The sequence below is a fragment of the Streptomyces sp. NPDC002698 genome (assembly GCF_042888945.1).
Taxonomy (GTDB): Bacteria; Actinomycetota; Actinomycetes; order Streptomycetales; family Streptomycetaceae; genus Streptomyces.
This window is the reverse complement of the sequence record NZ_JBIAQM010000001.1, coordinates 214,867-231,097: the sequence shown is the minus strand read 5'-3', so window position 1 is coordinate 231,097 and position 16,231 is coordinate 214,867. Positions and strand designations below refer to the sequence as shown.

Annotated in this window: 14 protein-coding genes; 5 read left to right on the top strand and 9 right to left on the bottom strand. The window is 72.2% G+C overall.

Annotation, left to right across the window (positions count from 1 at the left end):
• Positions 1 to 30: 30 nt before the first annotated feature.
• The 8 genes from ACFYW9_RS01025 to ACFYW9_RS00990 form a co-directional block, all read right to left on the bottom strand.
• Positions 31 to 1,797 (bottom strand): DUF3492 domain-containing protein, encoded by a 1,767-nt coding sequence (locus ACFYW9_RS01025; RefSeq protein WP_389143558.1) that lies wholly within the window; start codon positions 1,795 to 1,797, stop codon positions 31 to 33.
• Between the two features lie 210 nt (positions 1,798 to 2,007).
• Positions 2,008 to 3,753, bottom strand: coding sequence for a dipeptide ABC transporter ATP-binding protein (locus ACFYW9_RS01020; protein ID WP_389142987.1), 1,746 nt, complete (start codon positions 3,751 to 3,753; stop codon positions 2,008 to 2,010).
• Entirely contained in the window at positions 3,750 to 4,748 is a 999-nt protein-coding gene (locus ACFYW9_RS01015; protein WP_389142984.1) for an ABC transporter permease, read from the bottom strand. Before ACFYW9_RS01015 ends, ACFYW9_RS01020 begins: the two co-directional genes overlap by 4 nt.
• Positions 4,745 to 5,812, bottom strand: coding sequence for an ABC transporter permease (locus ACFYW9_RS01010; protein ID WP_389142981.1), 1,068 nt, complete (start codon positions 5,810 to 5,812; stop codon positions 4,745 to 4,747). The genes ACFYW9_RS01015 and ACFYW9_RS01010 overlap by 4 nt, the downstream gene beginning before the upstream one ends.
• A 4-nt stretch (positions 5,813 to 5,816) precedes the next feature.
• On the bottom strand, positions 5,817 to 7,535 hold the full coding sequence (locus ACFYW9_RS01005) for an ABC transporter substrate-binding protein (protein ID WP_389142978.1): 1,719 nt from the start codon (positions 7,533 to 7,535) through the stop codon (positions 5,817 to 5,819).
• 200 nt (positions 7,536 to 7,735) lie between these two features.
• Positions 7,736 to 7,828 (bottom strand): Ms4533A family Cys-rich leader peptide, encoded by a 93-nt coding sequence (locus ACFYW9_RS01000; protein WP_318658278.1) that lies wholly within the window; start codon positions 7,826 to 7,828, stop codon positions 7,736 to 7,738.
• Positions 7,829 to 7,883: 55 nt separating this feature from the next.
• Positions 7,884 to 9,413, bottom strand: a complete 1,530-nt coding sequence (locus ACFYW9_RS00995; protein WP_389142974.1) for a DUF3152 domain-containing protein — start codon at positions 9,411 to 9,413, stop codon at positions 7,884 to 7,886.
• Between the two features lie 8 nt (positions 9,414 to 9,421).
• Complete coding sequence (locus ACFYW9_RS00990; RefSeq protein WP_389142971.1) at positions 9,422 to 10,411, bottom strand: alpha/beta fold hydrolase; 990 nt, start codon at positions 10,409 to 10,411, stop codon at positions 9,422 to 9,424.
• Between the two features lie 159 nt (positions 10,412 to 10,570).
• Between ACFYW9_RS00990 and ACFYW9_RS00985 the strand changes: the two genes are divergently transcribed.
• From ACFYW9_RS00985 to ACFYW9_RS00970, 4 genes are all read left to right on the top strand, one after another.
• Entirely contained in the window at positions 10,571 to 10,789 is a 219-nt protein-coding gene (locus ACFYW9_RS00985; protein ID WP_351859124.1) for a hypothetical protein, read from the top strand.
• Positions 10,790 to 10,994: 205 nt separating this feature from the next.
• A complete protein-coding gene (locus tag ACFYW9_RS00980; RefSeq protein WP_326785658.1) occupies positions 10,995 to 11,636 on the top strand; it encodes a TetR/AcrR family transcriptional regulator in 642 nt (213 codons plus the stop codon).
• A 198-nt stretch (positions 11,637 to 11,834) separates the two neighbouring features.
• A complete protein-coding gene (locus tag ACFYW9_RS00975) occupies positions 11,835 to 12,062 on the top strand; it encodes a DUF3107 domain-containing protein (protein WP_028801993.1) in 228 nt (75 codons plus the stop codon).
• 340 nt (positions 12,063 to 12,402) lie between these two features.
• On the top strand, positions 12,403 to 12,672 hold the full coding sequence (locus ACFYW9_RS00970; RefSeq protein ID WP_351859121.1) for a hypothetical protein: 270 nt from the start codon (positions 12,403 to 12,405) through the stop codon (positions 12,670 to 12,672).
• A gap of 110 nt (positions 12,673 to 12,782) precedes the next feature.
• Here the strand turns inward: ACFYW9_RS00970 and ACFYW9_RS00965 are convergent, their stop codons facing one another.
• On the bottom strand, positions 12,783 to 13,544 hold the full coding sequence (locus tag ACFYW9_RS00965) for a ferritin-like fold-containing protein (protein ID WP_351859119.1): 762 nt from the start codon (positions 13,542 to 13,544) through the stop codon (positions 12,783 to 12,785).
• 277 nt (positions 13,545 to 13,821) lie between these two features.
• Between ACFYW9_RS00965 and ACFYW9_RS00960 the strand changes: the two genes are divergently transcribed.
• The coding region (locus ACFYW9_RS00960) for a DEAD/DEAH box helicase (RefSeq protein WP_389142965.1) at positions 13,822 to 16,231 on the top strand (2,410 nt) is incomplete at its 3' end.

Genomic DNA, 16,231 nt, shown 5'->3' with positions numbered 1-16,231 from the left:
GCGGGGCGCCCGGTCCCGCGCTGTCGATCGTCACGCGCCCTCCCCCGCGGAAACGGGTACCGGCGTGGACGGGGGCAGGGTGGCCCGTACAGGTGCCCCTTCCGCCCAGCGCGGCCGGCACGCGGTCATGAAGCGGGTCTCGGTCCAGCGCCCCGGCACATGGGCCTCGGCGGGAACGCCGAAGGGCAGCGGCTCCCCCTCGTCGTCCACGACGGGGCGACGCACCGGGGAGTGCGAGACGATCTCCAGGTAAATGCCGTGAAATGCCGTGATGTTCTGCTCGACGGTGAAGAGTTCGAGGGCGCGGGCGCGGGCGGCCGCGCCGAGCCGCTCACGGCGCTCGGGGTCGCGCAGCAGTGCCACGCACGCCTCCGCCAGCGCTCGCGGATTGCGCGGCGGGACCACGAGACCCGTACCGCCGATGACCTCGACGACCGCGCCCACGTCCGTGGAGACGGTGGCCCGGCCGCAGAGCATGGCTTCGACGAGGCTGACCGGGAAGCCCTCGACGACGCTGGACAGGACGACCAGGGCTCCGCAGGCGTAGGCCTCCGCGAGGCTCGGGATGTCGGGGCCGCCGATCTCCTCGAAGGAGACCGGGTTGTCGCCGACGGCGTGCACCCCCTCCGCCTCGTCGGGGAAGAGCTGCGCGGCCAGCGCCTTGCAGTGGGCCAGATAGGCGGCGGCGTCCGGGTCCTCGGCGGGGGCGCCGACGATCCGCAGCCGGGTCCGCGGCTCGGCCCTGCGGATCTCGGCGAAGGAGTGCAGCAGGGACATCAGGTCCTTGGCCGGCTCGACGCGGCCGACCCACACCAGCGTGTCGGGGTCCGCGCACCGGCTGCCCCGCACTCCCTCCCCGACGTCCGCGAAGCGGGCGGCCTCCATGCCGGGGTGGACGGTGCGCAGCTTGGCGCGGTCGGCGCCGCAGCGCTCCTGCCAGCGGCGGGCGTGCGCGTTGCCGGGCGTGACGAGCACGGCCGCGCGGTAGACCTCGGTGGCGAGCCGGCCGTGGAACGCGGCGAGCAGCGCCCGGACGGCGGGGGCCTCTTCGAGGGTCGCGGCGGCCAGGTAGTGCGCCCGCAGGTGCACGCCGTACTCGGTGACCAGCAGCGGGACGCCGAGGAAGTGCCGGGCGAGGAGGCCGGGCAGCGCCGCCGCCCCACCGGCCGCGGCGTGGCAGAGGTCCGCCGAGCCGAGCGCGTCGTCCTCGTACCAGTCCAGCGAGAGGGGCCGCAGGGCGCGCTCGATGTGCGCGGCGACGGTGAGCAGGTCGGGAACGCGCGCGGTGCGGGCCGTACGGAGTGCGCCCGGTGCGCGGCAGGCGCGTTCGAGGACACGCACCGCGTTCTCGGAGCGCAGGGCGCCCACCAGTCCGCCCTCGTCCCGGGCGAGTTCGGCCAGTCCGTACAGGGCACTGGCGAAACGGTCCGCCTCGGCGCCGACGGAATCCGCCGGGTCTCCGGGGACTTCGTGGGCTCCGGGGACTCCGGGGCTCGCGGCCCGCGGTCCCCCGCACACCGCCGCGAGCAGCTCTCCGTACGCCTCGGAGAACCGGCGCCGGGCCCGGCGCCCGTGCACCACGCCGTCGTCGTGCGCCGTCCACAGCGGTGCCGTGCGGACACGGCCGACCTGGGGCGGCAGCTGGATCCAGCCCTGGTCCTCCTGGCGCTCGGTGCGGCTGAGCGCGTAGATGTCGAACGTGTGCTGCCCGAGCCCGCGCACGAGCCGGTCGCACCAGAGTCCGGCGTCACCGCTCACATACGGATAGCCACCCTCCGTAAGCAGTCCGATGCGCACGAGCACACCCCCGATCTCCCGTATGGGGAGCCGCCGTTGACCCGGCGGCTCACAGCGGGACGAAGGTATGCGGACAAGGAGGTGGTACGACGGACGGTTGTCCATCGCACCACCAAAAGGGGTGAACGGTCGTAACTTTCCCGCGCAGGTCGCGTTTCGTCGCGCTACGAGATCACGCGGGCACGCGTCCGAGGGCCACCGGCCCCCGGATCACGCCGGGGACACCTCCTCGCGCCGCGCCCGGCGCCGTGCCGCGGTCTCCGGGTCGAGCGCCGGTACGGCGGCCAGCAGCTGCCGGGTGTACGGGTCCCGGGGGCTCTCGTAGACCTCGTCGGCGGGACCGTACTCGACGAGCCGGCCGCTCCGCATCACGGCCACATGGTCGCTGACCTGGCGTACGACCGCGAGATCGTGCGCCACGAACACCAGCGCGAGACCGAGCTCCCGTTGCAGCTCGCCGAGCAGGGCGACCACCTGGGCCTGCGTGGTGACGTCGAGCGCGGAGACCGGCTCGTCGCACACGATGGCGTGCGGTTCGGCGGCCAGGGCCCGTGCGATGCCGACGCGCTGGCGCTGTCCGCCGCTGAACTCGTGCGGGTAGCGGTCGTAGTGCGCCCCGTCGAGCCCCACGCGCTCCAGCAGTTCCCGTACGCGCCCCCGGATGCGCTCCTCGTCCCGCTCCCCTCGCGCCCGCAGGGGGTCGGCGATGGACTCGCCCACACTGCGCCGGGGGTTGAGGGACGACACCGGGTCCTGGAAGACCATCTGCACCGAGGGGCGGACGCCGGACTGTTCGCGCCCCTCGTGACGGACCACGCCGGCGGTGGGTTCCAGGAGCCCGACCAGCATCCTTCCCAGGGTCGTCTTCCCGCTGCCGCTCTCGCCGACGACGCCGAGGGTCTCGCCCCGGCGGACGCTCAGCGACACGTCGTCGACGGCGGCGAACCGCCGCTTCCCGCGCCCGAACTCCCGCCGGAGCCCGACCGCTTCGAGGATGACGTCGTCGGACCGGAGGACGTCGTCCGGACCGGCTTCCCCGGCCGGAGCGGCACCGTCCTCGCGCTTGGCCGGCCCGGCCGCCCGAGGTGTGTCCACCCGCGGGACGGCGCCGAGGAGTTCGCGGGTGTACGGCTCCCGGGGCGCGCCCAGGACAGCACCCACGGGGCCGTGCTCGACCGCGCGTCCGTGCCGCATGACCAGGATCTCGTCGACGCTCTCGGCCGCGACCCCGACGTCGTGGGTGACCAGCAGCAGCCCTGTGCCGGTCTCCTGCCGCAGGGCGTGCAGGAGGTCGAGGATCTGCGCCTGGACGGTCACGTCCAGGGCCGTGGTGGGCTCGTCGGCGATCAGGAGCTCGGGTTCGCAGACCAGCGCCATGGCGATGAGGGCGCGCTGGCGCATGCCGCCGCTGAACTCGTGCGGGCGCGAGCGGGACCGGCGGGCCGCGTCGGGGATGCCGACACGGTCCAGCACCCGCACCGCACGCGCGCGTGCCGCTCGCCGGGACGCCCTGGTGTGCACCCGGTACACCTCGGCGATCTGGTCACCCACCGCGTAGTACGGGTCGAGGGAGGACAGCGGGTCCTGGAAGACCATGGCGGCCTTTCCGCCGCGCAGCCGCCGCAGTTCGTCGTCGGACGCCCGCTGCACGTCGACGTCGGCCACGCGGACCGCGCCGTCGACGCGTGCTCCGGTGCCCCGGTGGAGCGCCAGCAGGGCCGACGCCACGGTGGACTTGCCCGAGCCGGACTCGCCGACCAGGCCCAGTGCGGCGCCCTTCTCCAGCCGGAAGGAGAGCCCGTCGACGGCACGCAGGCCCCCGAAGTCGACGACGAGGTCGTCCACTTCGACCAGCGGGGCGGCGGAACCGGCCGGGGAGGAGTCCGCGGAGGTACCGGGTGACGAACCCGGGCCCGCCTCGTGAAGCGTGGAGAGGGTCGGGGAAGAGTCGCTCATGCCAGCACCACCCGTCGGTCGGCCACCGCGTAGAGCACGTCCGCGACGGCGTTGGCGATGACCACGAAGAAGCCGACGACCAGGACCATGCCGACGACCACGGGAAGGTCGACGACGTTCACCGCGTGGACCAGTTCCTGGCCGATGCCGGGCAGCCCGAAGAGTGTCTCGGTGAGCACCGCTCCACCGATGGCACCGCCGACGTTGTTGGCGTTGAGCGCGATGATCGGCGCGAACGCCCCGCGCAGCGCGTGCCGGCCGATGATCGACCGCTCGCCGACCCCGTACGCGCGGAAGGTCCGGATGTGGTCCTCGGCGAGCGTCTCGAGCATCGACGCCCGGGTGAGCCGGGCGAACGTGGCGGCCTCGATGAGGGCCAGGGAGAGCCACGGCAGCAGCAGGTTCCAGCCCCACTGTTCGGGGTCCTCGGTGAGGCTGACGTACTGCGGGAAGGGCAGCAGCCGCAGTTGCCCGCAGACGACGATCATGAGGACGAGGCCGATCACGAAGACGGGCGTGGCCACGCCCGCGAGCGTGACGCCGGTCAGCACGCGCTCGGTGAGCCGGCCGCGCCGCCATGCGGACAGGACGCCGGTGCCGACGCCGAGGACCAGCCAGAGGATCATCGCGCCGAACACGAGCGACAGGCTGACCGGCAGCTTCGTGAGGATCAGCTGGGTCACCTGCCGGCCGCTCTGGTACGACTGGCCGAGGCAGGGTGCCGAGCAGTGCTCCACGGACGTGCCCGTGGAGTAGTCCTGGCCGACGAGGATGCCCTGGAGGAAGTGCCAGTAGCGCACGTGGAGGGGGTCGTCGAGCCTCAGCTGCTGCGCCACCTGGTGCACCTGCTCCGGGGAGCAGCGGGGGCCGCAGGTGATCTGGGCGACGTTGCCGGGGGTGACGAAGAAGACGACGTAGACGATCACCGAGATGGCGAGCAGGGTGATCACGGTGCCGGCGGAGCGGCGCAGGAGGAATCCTCCGAAGCCGTTCATGCCCCGGCCCCCTTCCCGCCGGCGGTTTCCGCCTCGGCGCTCGTGTCCGCCGGGGACTTCCTGGTGTCCGCGTCCGCCTTGGCCTCCTGCTTGCGGCCGGTGCCGACGCGCAGGCGGGAGGCCGCGCGCGGGTCGAGGGCCGTGCGGATGCCGTCGCCCAGGACGGTCAGCGCCAGGACGGTCACGAAGAGCGCGCCGGCGGGCAGCAGCAGGTACTGCGGGGCGGCCTGGTACCAGACGTCGGCGGCGGTGAGCATCTGCCCCCACGAGGGAGTCGGGGGCTTGACCCCGACCCCCAGGAAGGAGAGCGCGGCTTCCACGCTGATGTTCATCGGGACGAGGAGCGCGGCGTACGTGATGACCGGCGCGGCGAGTCCCGGCAGCAGTTCACGGCGGGCGATCCGCCAGGTGCCCCAGCCGCTGAGCCGGGCGGCGGAGACGTAGTCGAGTCCCTTGAGGGCGAGCGTCTGGGCTCGCGTGATCTTCGCGACGTTGCCCCAGGCGATCAGGCCGATGACGAGTGCGACCAGCAGGGGCCGGGGGAAGCCGCTGGGCACGATCGCCAGCAGCGCCAGCGACATGATCATGAGCGGCATCGCGATGATGATCTCGGTGAACCGGCTCAGCAGCTGATCGACCCAGCGCGCGCCGAGGGTGGCGGCGACACCGACCACGACCCCGATGAGGACCTGCACGACCGTCGCCCCCAGGGCGACGCCCAGGGAGACCCGGGCGCCGTGGACGAGGCGTGCGAACAGGTCGCGGCCGGTCTGGGGTTCGACGCCGAGCCAGTGGTCGGCGCCGATGCCGCCGAGCGGGCCGACGGGGACGCCGCCGCGCGCGGAGTCCACCAGCGAGGGGTGGTAGGTGGTGGGGTCCTGGCCCTCGATCGCCGTGAGCAGTGGTGCGGCGAGCGCGATCAGGACGAGCAGCGCGACGACGGCCGCCGCGACGAGGGCGGCGCGCTGCGCGCGCAGCCGCCGCCAGAACTGACGGGCCCCCGAGGCCCCCGCGGCGGACGAGTCCGCCACGGGGGCCGGGGAGGCGACGAGTGCCTCGCTCACGGTGCTACTTCACCGCGACCTGGGAGATGTCCAGAACGCCGGTCCAGTCGCTGATCACGATGTTCTTGACGCCCTCGCCGTACAGGCGCTTGTAGACGGGGTGGAACAGCGGCACGGTCAGCGCCCGCTCACCGATCTTCTTGTCCAGCGCGCCCCAGCGCTCGGCGGCCTCGTCGAGATCGGTCAGCTTGTTGATCGCGTCGATCTCGTCGTTGACCGACTTGTCGTCGAGGAAGCCGGAGTTGAAGTTGGCGCCGTCCTTGACGATCTGCCGGCCGTCGAAGATCGGGGCCAGGAAGGGACCGCCGGAGGGCCAGTCGGCACCCCAGTGGGCGAGGAAGAAGCCGGGCTCGTTCTTCGCGCTGTGGATCTTGTCGCTGTAGTCGTTCTCCTCGAGACCCTGGAGCTTGACGGTGATGCCGGCCTTCTTGAGCGCGTCCTGGACGGCGGTCGCGATCTCCGGACTGGTCTCGAAGTCCTTGCTGTTGGAATGCGTGAGCGTGATGGTCAGGCCGTTCTTGTGGCCCGCCTGCGCCAGCAGTTCCCTGGCCTTGGCCGCGTTGCCGGAGGCGCCCGCCGGGAAGAGGTCGTACGGCGTGTAGCCGAAGGACTTCTGGTTCGGCAGGTACGTCGTCGCCGGCTCGGCGAGGGACGAGCCGCCCGCGGCGTTGATCACCGAACTGCGGTCGACGGCGTACGAGATCGCCTGGCGCACCTTCGGGTCGTCGAACGGCTTCACCTTCGGGTTGAAGGCGAGGTAGTTCGTGTAGCCGAAGTGGCCGGTTCCGACGCGCGAGGCCAGTGCCTTGTCCCCGGTCACCTTGGCGAGTTCGGCCGGGCCGAGGTTGGTGTCCGTGGTGACGGCGGTGGCGTCGGCGCCCTGGGAGGAGGACAGCCGCTGGTTGATCACGGAGGAGTCCAGCCCGGACCGTACGTCGATCGTGTCCGGGTAGGCCTTGCGCTCGGCGTCGGTCGACGCGGACCAGTGGGTGTTGCGCTCCAGGGTGAGGCGCTCGCCGTCGTTCTCGTTCTTGACGACCTTGTACGGGCCCGAGGAGACCGGGTGCTCCTCGTACTTCGTGCCGGTGTCCTTGGCCTTCGGGACGGGCGTGAACTGCGTCTGCGTGGCCAGGTAGGGGAACTCGCCCTCGGGCTTGTTCAGGTGGAACACGATGGTCAGCGCGTCCGGCGTCTCGATCGAGTCGAGGCCCTTCTTGTCCTTGTAGGGACCCTGGTAGTCGGCGCCGCCGATGAGCCAGTCCCTCAGGTAGGGCGCGCCGCCGGAGAGTTCGGCGGCGAAGGAGCGCTCGATGCCGTACTTGACGTCGGCGGAGGTGATCGGCGTGCCGTCCTCGAACTTGAGGCCTGTCTTCAGGGTGTACGTCCACACGGTCGCGTTCTCGCTCGGGCGGCCGGTGTCCGTGGCGAGGTCGGGGACGACCTCGGCACCGGCGGCCCCGTTCTCGCGGTTGCGGGTGGTGAGCGTACGGAAGACGAGCGAGGGCACGTTGCCGCCGCCGGAGGTGTAGAGCCTCGCGGGGTCGAAGTCCGACTGCGGATTGGAGTTCAGGACCGTGAGCGTGCCGCCCTTGTGGGGCCGGGAGTCGCCACCGGAGCTCTTGGCATCGTTGTCCTTCGGCCCGCAGGCGGCGGCGCCCGCTGCCACGACCAGGCTGACGGATGCCGCGGCCACGCGGCGCGCTATGACGGACGATTGACGCATCGGAAGACGACCTCTCGGATGACTCGAATACTGAGACGGAATGACACGGAGTGAGACAGCGGAGCGCAGAGCTCGCCCAGGGCGTCAGGCGTCGGAGTCGGACCGGACCGAAAGGGGCACGGGCGCGCCGAACCGCGGAGGTTCGGGAGCGCACGGGAACAAGACGGGAGGGAGAGCGACGCACTCGCCGGGGGCGGGCGTCAGCAACAGTGGATGTCGGCCACGCAGAGCGCGGTCACGCCGATGAGCGCCAGCTCGATGGCGGCGCGAACGGAGGCGTGACGGGAGGACATGCGGAAAATATGAACGATCTTTTTCCGCGTGTCAAAGCGATACGGTCGCTTTCCGTCAACTCGTGGGATAGGGCCAGGCGTTGGGCAGACAGTGGATTCCGTCGTGGTCGAGGAACTTGGTCTGCTGCTGCATGACCGGGGCGAGGTCGCCGTCCTTCTCGCAGGTGACGTGCCCGTATCCGAGCCGGTGGCCGACCTCGTGGTTGATCAGCATCTGCCGGTAGGCGTGAATCTCGTCACCGAAGCCGTAGGTCTTGGAGCCCTGGGCCCAGCGGTACGCGTTGATCATGACGCGCTCGGTGGACGCCGAGTCGCACGACACGTTGTCCTCCGTGGTGTCGAGCCCCGACTTGGCGCACCACTCGGCGGTGGTGCCGGGACTCGCCAGCGTGATGACGAAGTCCGGTTTGCCGGAATCGATCCGCTCGAAGGTCCGGGCGCCGCCGTGCGCCCAGCTCCGTTTGTCGTTCAGGGTCTTCTGCACGGCGTCGGCGAAGAGCGCGCCGTCGAGATCGAGGCCCTGCTCGACGTCGACGCGGTAGGTGTACTTGCGGCCCTTGCCGGGCGCCTTGGCGAATCCGGGCACCGCGGTGAACTTCCCCGACGCCTTGAGCTTCGCCCCGAGCTGGTAGGTCCTGGCCATCTGCTGGTCGTACGTCAGGGGCGCGGCGGCCACCTGCGGCTGTCCCGACTGGGTGGGCCGGTCGTCGCCGCGCGAGGCGGAGTCCTGGGTCGCCCGGCCGCCCGCGTCGGCGGACCGCGCCCGTGCGTCGGCGTCGTGCCCTCCCGTGGCCATCTGTCCGGCCACGACGACGGCCAGCACGGTGGTGACGGCGGCCGCCGCGATCCCGGTGAACGCCCATCCCTTGCGGGCCTTGCCCTCGTCCTGGTCGCCGGCCTCCGGCAGCGGCCGGTCCCCGGTGCCGACGGGCTGGGCGTTCCAGTCGGCGGGGTCGTCGAACCCCGTACGGGAGCCGGCCGTCCGGCCCGCAGCGCCGCCGCTCCGCCGCTCGTCGAGGTCGAACGCGTCGACGTACGCCTGCCGGGGTCCCGCCACGGCCTGCCGGCGCTGCTGGGGCACCCGCGGTCCGGCGGCCGCGCCCTGAGGAGCCCCGTCGGTCCTGGACTCGCCCCAGCCGCCGCCCTGTTCGCGATGCTCGGGATGCCCGCCCCGCACCTGCGGCATTCCGTGGGCGGGGGTCCCGTCGGGGAGACGCGGCGTTCCGTGCGCCGGGGTCCCCTCGAAGGAACGCGGCACCCCACGTACAGGGGCGCCGTCCTGGAAGCGCGGGACTCCGTGGGCCGGGGTCCCGTCCGGGTGGCGCGGCACCCCTCGCGCGGGAGTGCCGTCCGCGACCCGCGGAAAACCGTGCGCCGGAGTGCCGTCGGAGAATCGTGGCGCGCCCTGCTGCGGGCTGCCGCCCGAGGGCGGGTAGGGACCCAGGGAGCCGGGCGGGCGTGTCGCCGCGCGGCGGACGCCGTCCGGGCCCGGCGCGGGAGCCGGTGCCGCCTCGTCCGCCGGAACCGCCCGCGTCTGCGCGGTGTCCGTCTTGCCGGTCCGCCCCCGACGACTGTGTCGTCCCACTTCCCGCCTCAGCTCTCCGCGCCGACTGCCACCGAAGTGGTCGACTCTCCCAGGTCCGCCAGGAGTTCACGGAAGGCGGTGGCGACCGTCTCCGGATACTCCATCATGGCGACGTGCCCCGCGTCCGGCAGGGACAGCAGCCGGGAATCGCGGAACGCACGGGCCGCGCGCTGCGCCATACGGTAGCCGACAAGTTGGTCGCGGCCGCCGTAGACCAGGAGCGTGGGGGCGAGCACCCGTTCGGCCTGACGCCACAGTCCGTGCTGGCCGCCCAGCGTGTAGGCGTTCACGACACCGCGCGCGGAGCGTGCCATGGCGTCCCAGAAGTAGGGCAGGGCGAGCCGTCGCTCCATCTCCTCGACCGCGTCACGGAACCCCTCGGGCGTCACGATGCCGGGATCGCCGTAACAGAGGGCCAGAACCCCTCGTACGCGCTGCTCAGCGCTCCAGTCCCTGGTGAGTTTCGTGAACAGTCCCGCCACCCCGGGCAGAGCGAGCAGCGCGGTCGGCCAGGCCGTGCGCTGCGCGCGGATCTCGGGCAGCGCGGGGGACACCAGCGTGAGCGTCCGGACGAGATCCGGCCGCACGGCCGCGACGCGTGTCGTGACGGCTCCGCCGAGGGAATTGCCGAAAAGATGTACGGGACCACGTCCGGACGCGTCGAGGTGGCGGATGACCGCCCGCGCGTGTCCGGTGACCGAGTAGTCGCCGTCGTCCGGCGGCGGCGAGTCGCCGAAGCCCGGCAGGTCGAGTGCCTCGCTCTCCACGAGCCCGTCGAGCCGGGACATCAGCGCGGACCAGTTCTGCGAGGAACCGCCCAGACCGTGCACGTACAGGGCGGGCGGGAGGTCCTCCCTGACCGGGGGTCTCGACCGGATCGTCAACGTGATGCCGGGCAGCCCGACCGATCGCAGCCGCTCTCCCTCCGCGACCCTGACGGCGCCGACCCGCGGCGTGACACTGGCGGCCGGCGCGGAAGGGAGTTCGGTCGAAGACATGCCGCAATGTTACGAGACGATCACGCGGGGGCTCATGTGTTCGCGGTCACAGATCGCGGGCCGATCGCATAGCGTCCGGATCGCGTGTCTCCTAGGCTTCGAACGAGGGCACTCGTCCGCACATCAGGAGCGCACTCGTACCGTTCGGGAAGAGGAACCATGACAGTCGACCCGACAGACCCCGGAACGTTCGACGACCAGTTCCGGGAGATCCCCGACGCCGAGGCCCCCGAGGCCGACGCCGCCGAGCAGTCCGCCGAGCTGGACCCCGCGGACGACGTCGACCCGGAACCGCCGGGCGACCGCCTCAACGCCGACGACGGCGATCTGGCCGAGCAGGCCCGGGTCGTCCGGCTGAACGAGGACGACTACAGGTGACCTGACATCCACGGGTGATCCGGCATCGCAGATCAGGGCCGCCGCGGCGGCCGAGTGCCCAGCTCGTCCCCTTCGGCACACTGTGCGCCGTCCCGGCAGGGGGCCGGTCCGTGAAATTCTCCGCTCGCACCGCACACAGCAGGGTTACCGAAAAGTACGATGGCGGCGCGGCGCACACCGCACGTGGACAATTTTGGGAGGCGGCGTGACAGCCATCGAGCAGACAGAGGCAGCACGCCCGCGGGGCACTCGCCTGCCGCGCCGTGCCCGACGCAACCAGCTCCTCGGCGCCGCCCAGGAAGTTTTCGTTGCGCAGGGATACCACTCGGCCGCCATGGACGACATCGCCGAGCGCGCGGGCGTCAGCAAGCCGGTCCTCTACCAGCACTTCCCGGGCAAGCTCGATCTGTACCTCGCCCTGCTGGACCAGCACTGCGAGTCCCTGCTCCTGGCGGTACGGGCCGCTCTCGCGTCGACCTCGGACAACAAGCTGCGCGTCCGCGCGACGATGGACGCCTACTTCGCCTACGTGGAGGACGACGGCGGCGCGTTCCGACTGGTCTTCGAGTCCGACCTGACCAACGAGCCGGCGGTGCGCGAGCGCGTCGACAAGGTGACGCACCAATGCGCCGAGGCGATCTGCGACGTCATCGCCGAGGACACCGGTCTCTCCCGCGAGGAGTCGATGCTCCTCGCCTCGGGCCTCGGCGGTCTGGCCCAGGTGGTGGCCCGTTCCTGGCTGCACAGCGACCGCAGTGTCCCGCGCGACCAGGCGGTCCAGCTGCTGACCTCGCTCGCCTGGCGGGGCATCGCGGGTTTCCCGCTGCACGGCACCGACCACCACTGATCCGCCGGATCACCGGATCGCTGGATCACCGACGCGAAGGAAGCGGCCGGGGCACGCCCCCGGCCGCTTCTTTGTTCCCGTCGGCTGTTCGCTCCTGGCGTTCCCGGGCGGAGCGTGCGCGTCCCCTCGCCGGGCTAATGTGTGCTGCGTACGGCGCGTACGAACGCGCACATGACTGACCGTCGGAGGGACAAAGCCGTGGAGGTCAAGATCGGCGTGCAGCACGCGCCCCGCGAGATCGTTCTGGAGAGCGGTCAGACCCCGGAAGAGGTCGAGCGCGCGGTGTCCGAGGCGCTGGCCGGCAAGTCGCAGCTGCTGAGCCTCGTGGACGACCACGGCCGCAAGGTCCTGGTTCCGGCCGACCGGCTGGCGTACGTGGAGCTCGGCGAGCCCACGCAGCGCAAGGTCGGATTCAGCGCCCTGTAGGGCGACTGGGCGACGAGGCGGTACGGGAAGGGCCCGGTGACGATGTCACCGGGCCCTTCCCGCATCCGCTTCGTGCCGCCCGTACCGCTCTGCTTCGCGCTGTCCGTACTGCGTCCTGCTGCCCGGCCCGCCGGGTTCGCCGGTTCGCCGGTTTGTCCGACCGGCGCACGCCCGCTTCCGATCCGGCGCGCACTCCGATCCGTATCAGCGCCGCTCCCGCGCGCCGGGCACCTCGGCAGATGGAGCACATGCCGGGCACGGAGGAGGGTTGCGTTCCGGACGTCAGGGGTAGGACCGGCTACGACCGATTTGCACCGGCCGTGCGGGAGGGACCCCACCCATGTTCTTGGAAGCGTTCGGCTCCGTGCTGCTCGGTCTCGCGCTGGCGTGGGCGGCCTCGTACCGCCTGCCCCACCGGTTGCCCGCACGCAGCCTGGTCCTGTCGACGGGCGTGGCGGGAGCCCTGTTCGGCGCCTTCCTGACGCACACGGCACTGGGCTCCGGCCACTTCCTGGCCATCCTTCTCGGCGCGGTGGCCGTGTCCGCGGCGCTGCTGTCGTTGCTGCTGCGCCCCGAGGAGCGTTTTCGACGCCGCTCGGCGACGGCGTAGGCCGCTGCGAAGGCCCCGCTCCCGCGACCGCGAACCGCGCCGGTAGTCCCCATCGGTAGTCCTCAAGGGCGTGTCCGCCCCAGGCGCGGTCCGTCCTGAGCGTGTCCGTCCTAGGCCGCCAGGCCCAGCGCGGCCATCCGCTTGGTGTGCGCCTCGGTGATCCTGGAGAACATCCGGCCGACCTCCGCGAGGTCGAATCCGTCCGCCACACCGCCCACGAGCATCGTCGACAGGGCGTCGCGGTCGGCGACCACGCGCTGCGACTGGGACAGCGCCTCGCCCATCAGCCGCCGCGCCCACAGCGCGAGCCGGCCCCCGACCCTCGGGTCGGCGTCGATCGCGGCGCGCACCTTCTCGATCGCGAAACCGGCGTGACCGGTGTCGTCGAGGACGCCGAGGACGAGCCCGCGGGTGTCGGAGTCGAGCCGGGCCGCGACCTCGCGGTAGAAGTCACTGGCGATCGAGTCGCCGACGTACGCCTTGACGAGCCCCTCCAGCCAGTCCGAGGGAGCCGTCTGCCGGTGGAAGCCGTCGAGCGCGGCGACGAAGGGCTCCATCGCCTGCGTGGGCTCCGCGCCGATCGCGGAGAGCCGGTCCCGCAGCTGCTCGAAGTGGTGGAACTCGGCGGACGCCATCTTCGCCAGTTCCGCCTTGTCGCTCAGCGTGGGCGCCAGCTTGGCGTCCTCCGCGAGCCGCTCGAACGCCGCGAGCTCGCCGTACGCGAGCGCTCCGAGCAGGTCCACGACCGCGGCGCGGTACTGGGGCTCGGCCGAGGCCGTCTCCCAGTTCTGCGCGGCGACTCCGGTGGCCGCGGGGGCGGTGTCGGCGGTGGCCTCGGCGGGCTTCTCAGCGGCGTTGTCAGGCGTCGTCATGAAGCGCACAATAGCCCGCTCACCGTACGAGGGAAGTCCCTGCTCAACCAGTGTGACGACGACTACGTGACCAAATCGGCCATCGCATGTGCGCGATTCCGGGGTATGGTGGTAATGCGCCCGGCGAGTAATTCGACGGGCCGCACGAATGAGGATGCCCGGTCGGTGGCCCGATCGGCTCCGACCCGACAGCCCTCCCCGTCGGTACGGCACATTGCGTACGGCATCCGGAGGGAACCCTCAGCGGCACGAGAGCTCGAGCGTCGGCAGTGGTCCCATGCCACTCGGCCCGCCCGTCAAGAGCGGCCGACGTCCCCGGCACGGTCCCGACACGACCCCCGCGCTCGCCTCGTACCGCGCACACAGAAGAGGCAGCACCCTGACTACGACTTTCCGAGACCTCGGAATCCTCGCTGAGACCGCCGAAGCCCTTGAGGCCGTCGGCATCATCAACCCCTTCCCCATCCAGGAGATGACGCTCCCCGTTGCCCTCTCCGGCAGCGACGTCATCGGCCAGGCCAAGACCGGCACCGGCAAGACGCTGGGCTTCGGCCTTCCGCTCCTGGAGCGCGTCACCGTCCCGGCGGACGTCGAGGCGGGCCGGGCCAAGCCCGAGCAGCTCACCGACGCCCCGCAGGCGCTCGTCGTCGTCCCGACGCGCGAACTGTGCACGCAGGTGACCAACGACCTGCTGACCGCGGGCAAGGTCCGCAACGTACGCGTTCTGGCCATCTACGGCGGCCGGGCGTACGAGCCCCAGGTGGAGGCCCTGAAGAAGGGCGTCGACGTCATCGTCGGCACCCCCGGGCGGCTGCTGGACCTCGCGGGCCAGAAGAAGCTCAACCTCAAGCACATCAAGGCGCTCGTCCTCGACGAGGCCGACGAGATGCTCGACCTGGGCTTCCTGCCCGACGTCGAGAAGATCATGAACATGCTGCCGGCCCGCCGTCAGACGATGCTGTTCTCGGCGACCATGCCGGGCGCGGTCATCGGTCTCGCGCGCCGCTACATGTCGCAGCCCACGCACATCCGCGCCGCGGCGCCGGACGACTCGGGCGCGACGGTCGCGAACACGAAGCAGTTCGTGTACCGCGCTCACAACATGGACAAGCCGGAGATGGTCTCGCGCATACTGCAGGCCGACGGCCGCGGTCTCGCGATGGTCTTCTGCCGCACCAAGCGGACGGCGGCGGACCTCGCCGACCAGCTCCAGCAGCGCGGCTTCGCCTCCGGCGCGGTCCACGGCGACCTCGGCCAGGGTGCCCGCGAGCAGGCGCTGCGCGCGTTCCGCAACGGCAAGGTCGACGTGCTGGTCTGCACCGACGTCGCCGCCCGCGGTATCGACGTCGAGGGCGTGACCCACGTCGTCAACTACCAGTCCCCCGAGGACGAGAAGACGTACCTGCACCGCATCGGCCGCACCGGCCGCGCGGGTGCCAAGGGCATCGCGATCACCCTCGTCGACTGGGACGACATCCCGCGCTGGCAGCTCATCAACAAGGCGCTGGACCTCGGTTTCCCGGACCCGCCGGAGACGTACTCGACCTCTCCTCACTTCTACGAGGAGCTCAGCATCCCGGCCGGCACCAAGGGTGTCCTGCCGCGTTCCGAGCGCACCCGCGCCGGGCTCGCGGCCGAAGCCGTCGAGGACCTGGGCGAGACCGGCGGCCGTGGCGGTCCGCGTGGCCGCGGTGGCCGTACGGCCGCACCCGCGCCCACCGAGCACGAGCGCGCGCCGCGCACTCCCCGCCAGCGCCGTCGTACCCGCAACGGTGCTCCCGCTGACGAGACGTCCGCGTCCACGGCCGCTCCGGCGACCACGGAGTCGCCCGCGTCCGTCGAGACCGCCGAGCCCCGCACGCCGCGCCGCCGTCGGCGGACGCGCGGTGGAACGGGCGAGGCCGTGGCAGCCGTCGCCGCCCCCGTGACCGAGGCCGCGGAAGCCGCCGTGGTGACGGCGGAGGGTGTCACCGACGAGCCGGCCGCGCCGCGCCGTCGCCGGACCCGCAAGACCGCCGCGACGGTCGTGGAGACGGCGGAGGCGGTGGTGACCGCCGCCGAGGCCGTGGTCGAGAGCGCCGCCGCCGAGGTCGTCGCCGAGGCTCAGGCCGCGCCGGCCCGCCGCCGGACCCGCAAGACCGTCGAGACGGCTCCCGCCGCCGAGACGGTCACCGAGGCCGCCGAGGCTCCGGCCAAGCCCGCCCGCCGACGCACCCGCAAGGCGGCGGAAGCGGTCGTGGACACCGTCGAGGCCGCCGCGACCGAGATCGCCGAGACGGTCGCCGAGGCCAAGCCCCGACGCACCCGCAAGGCAGCGAGCACCGCCACGGACACCGCCGAGGCGACCGAGGCGACCGAGGCCAAGCCCGTACGCCGCCGGACCCGCAAGGCCGTCGCCGACGCCGAGATCCCGGCCCAGGCCACCGAGGCCACGGAGACCAAGCCCGCCGCCCGCCGACGCACCCGCAAGGCGGCGGAAGCGGTCGTGGACACCGTCGAGGCCGCCGCGACCGAGGTCACCGAGACGGTCGCCGAGGCCAAGCCCCGACGCACCCGCAAGGCAGCGAGCACCGCCACGGACACCGCCGAGGCCGCCGAGGCGACCGAGGCGACCGAGGCCAAGCCCGTACGCCGCCGGACCCGCAAGGCCGTCGCCGACGCCGAGATCCCGGCCCAGGCCACCGAGG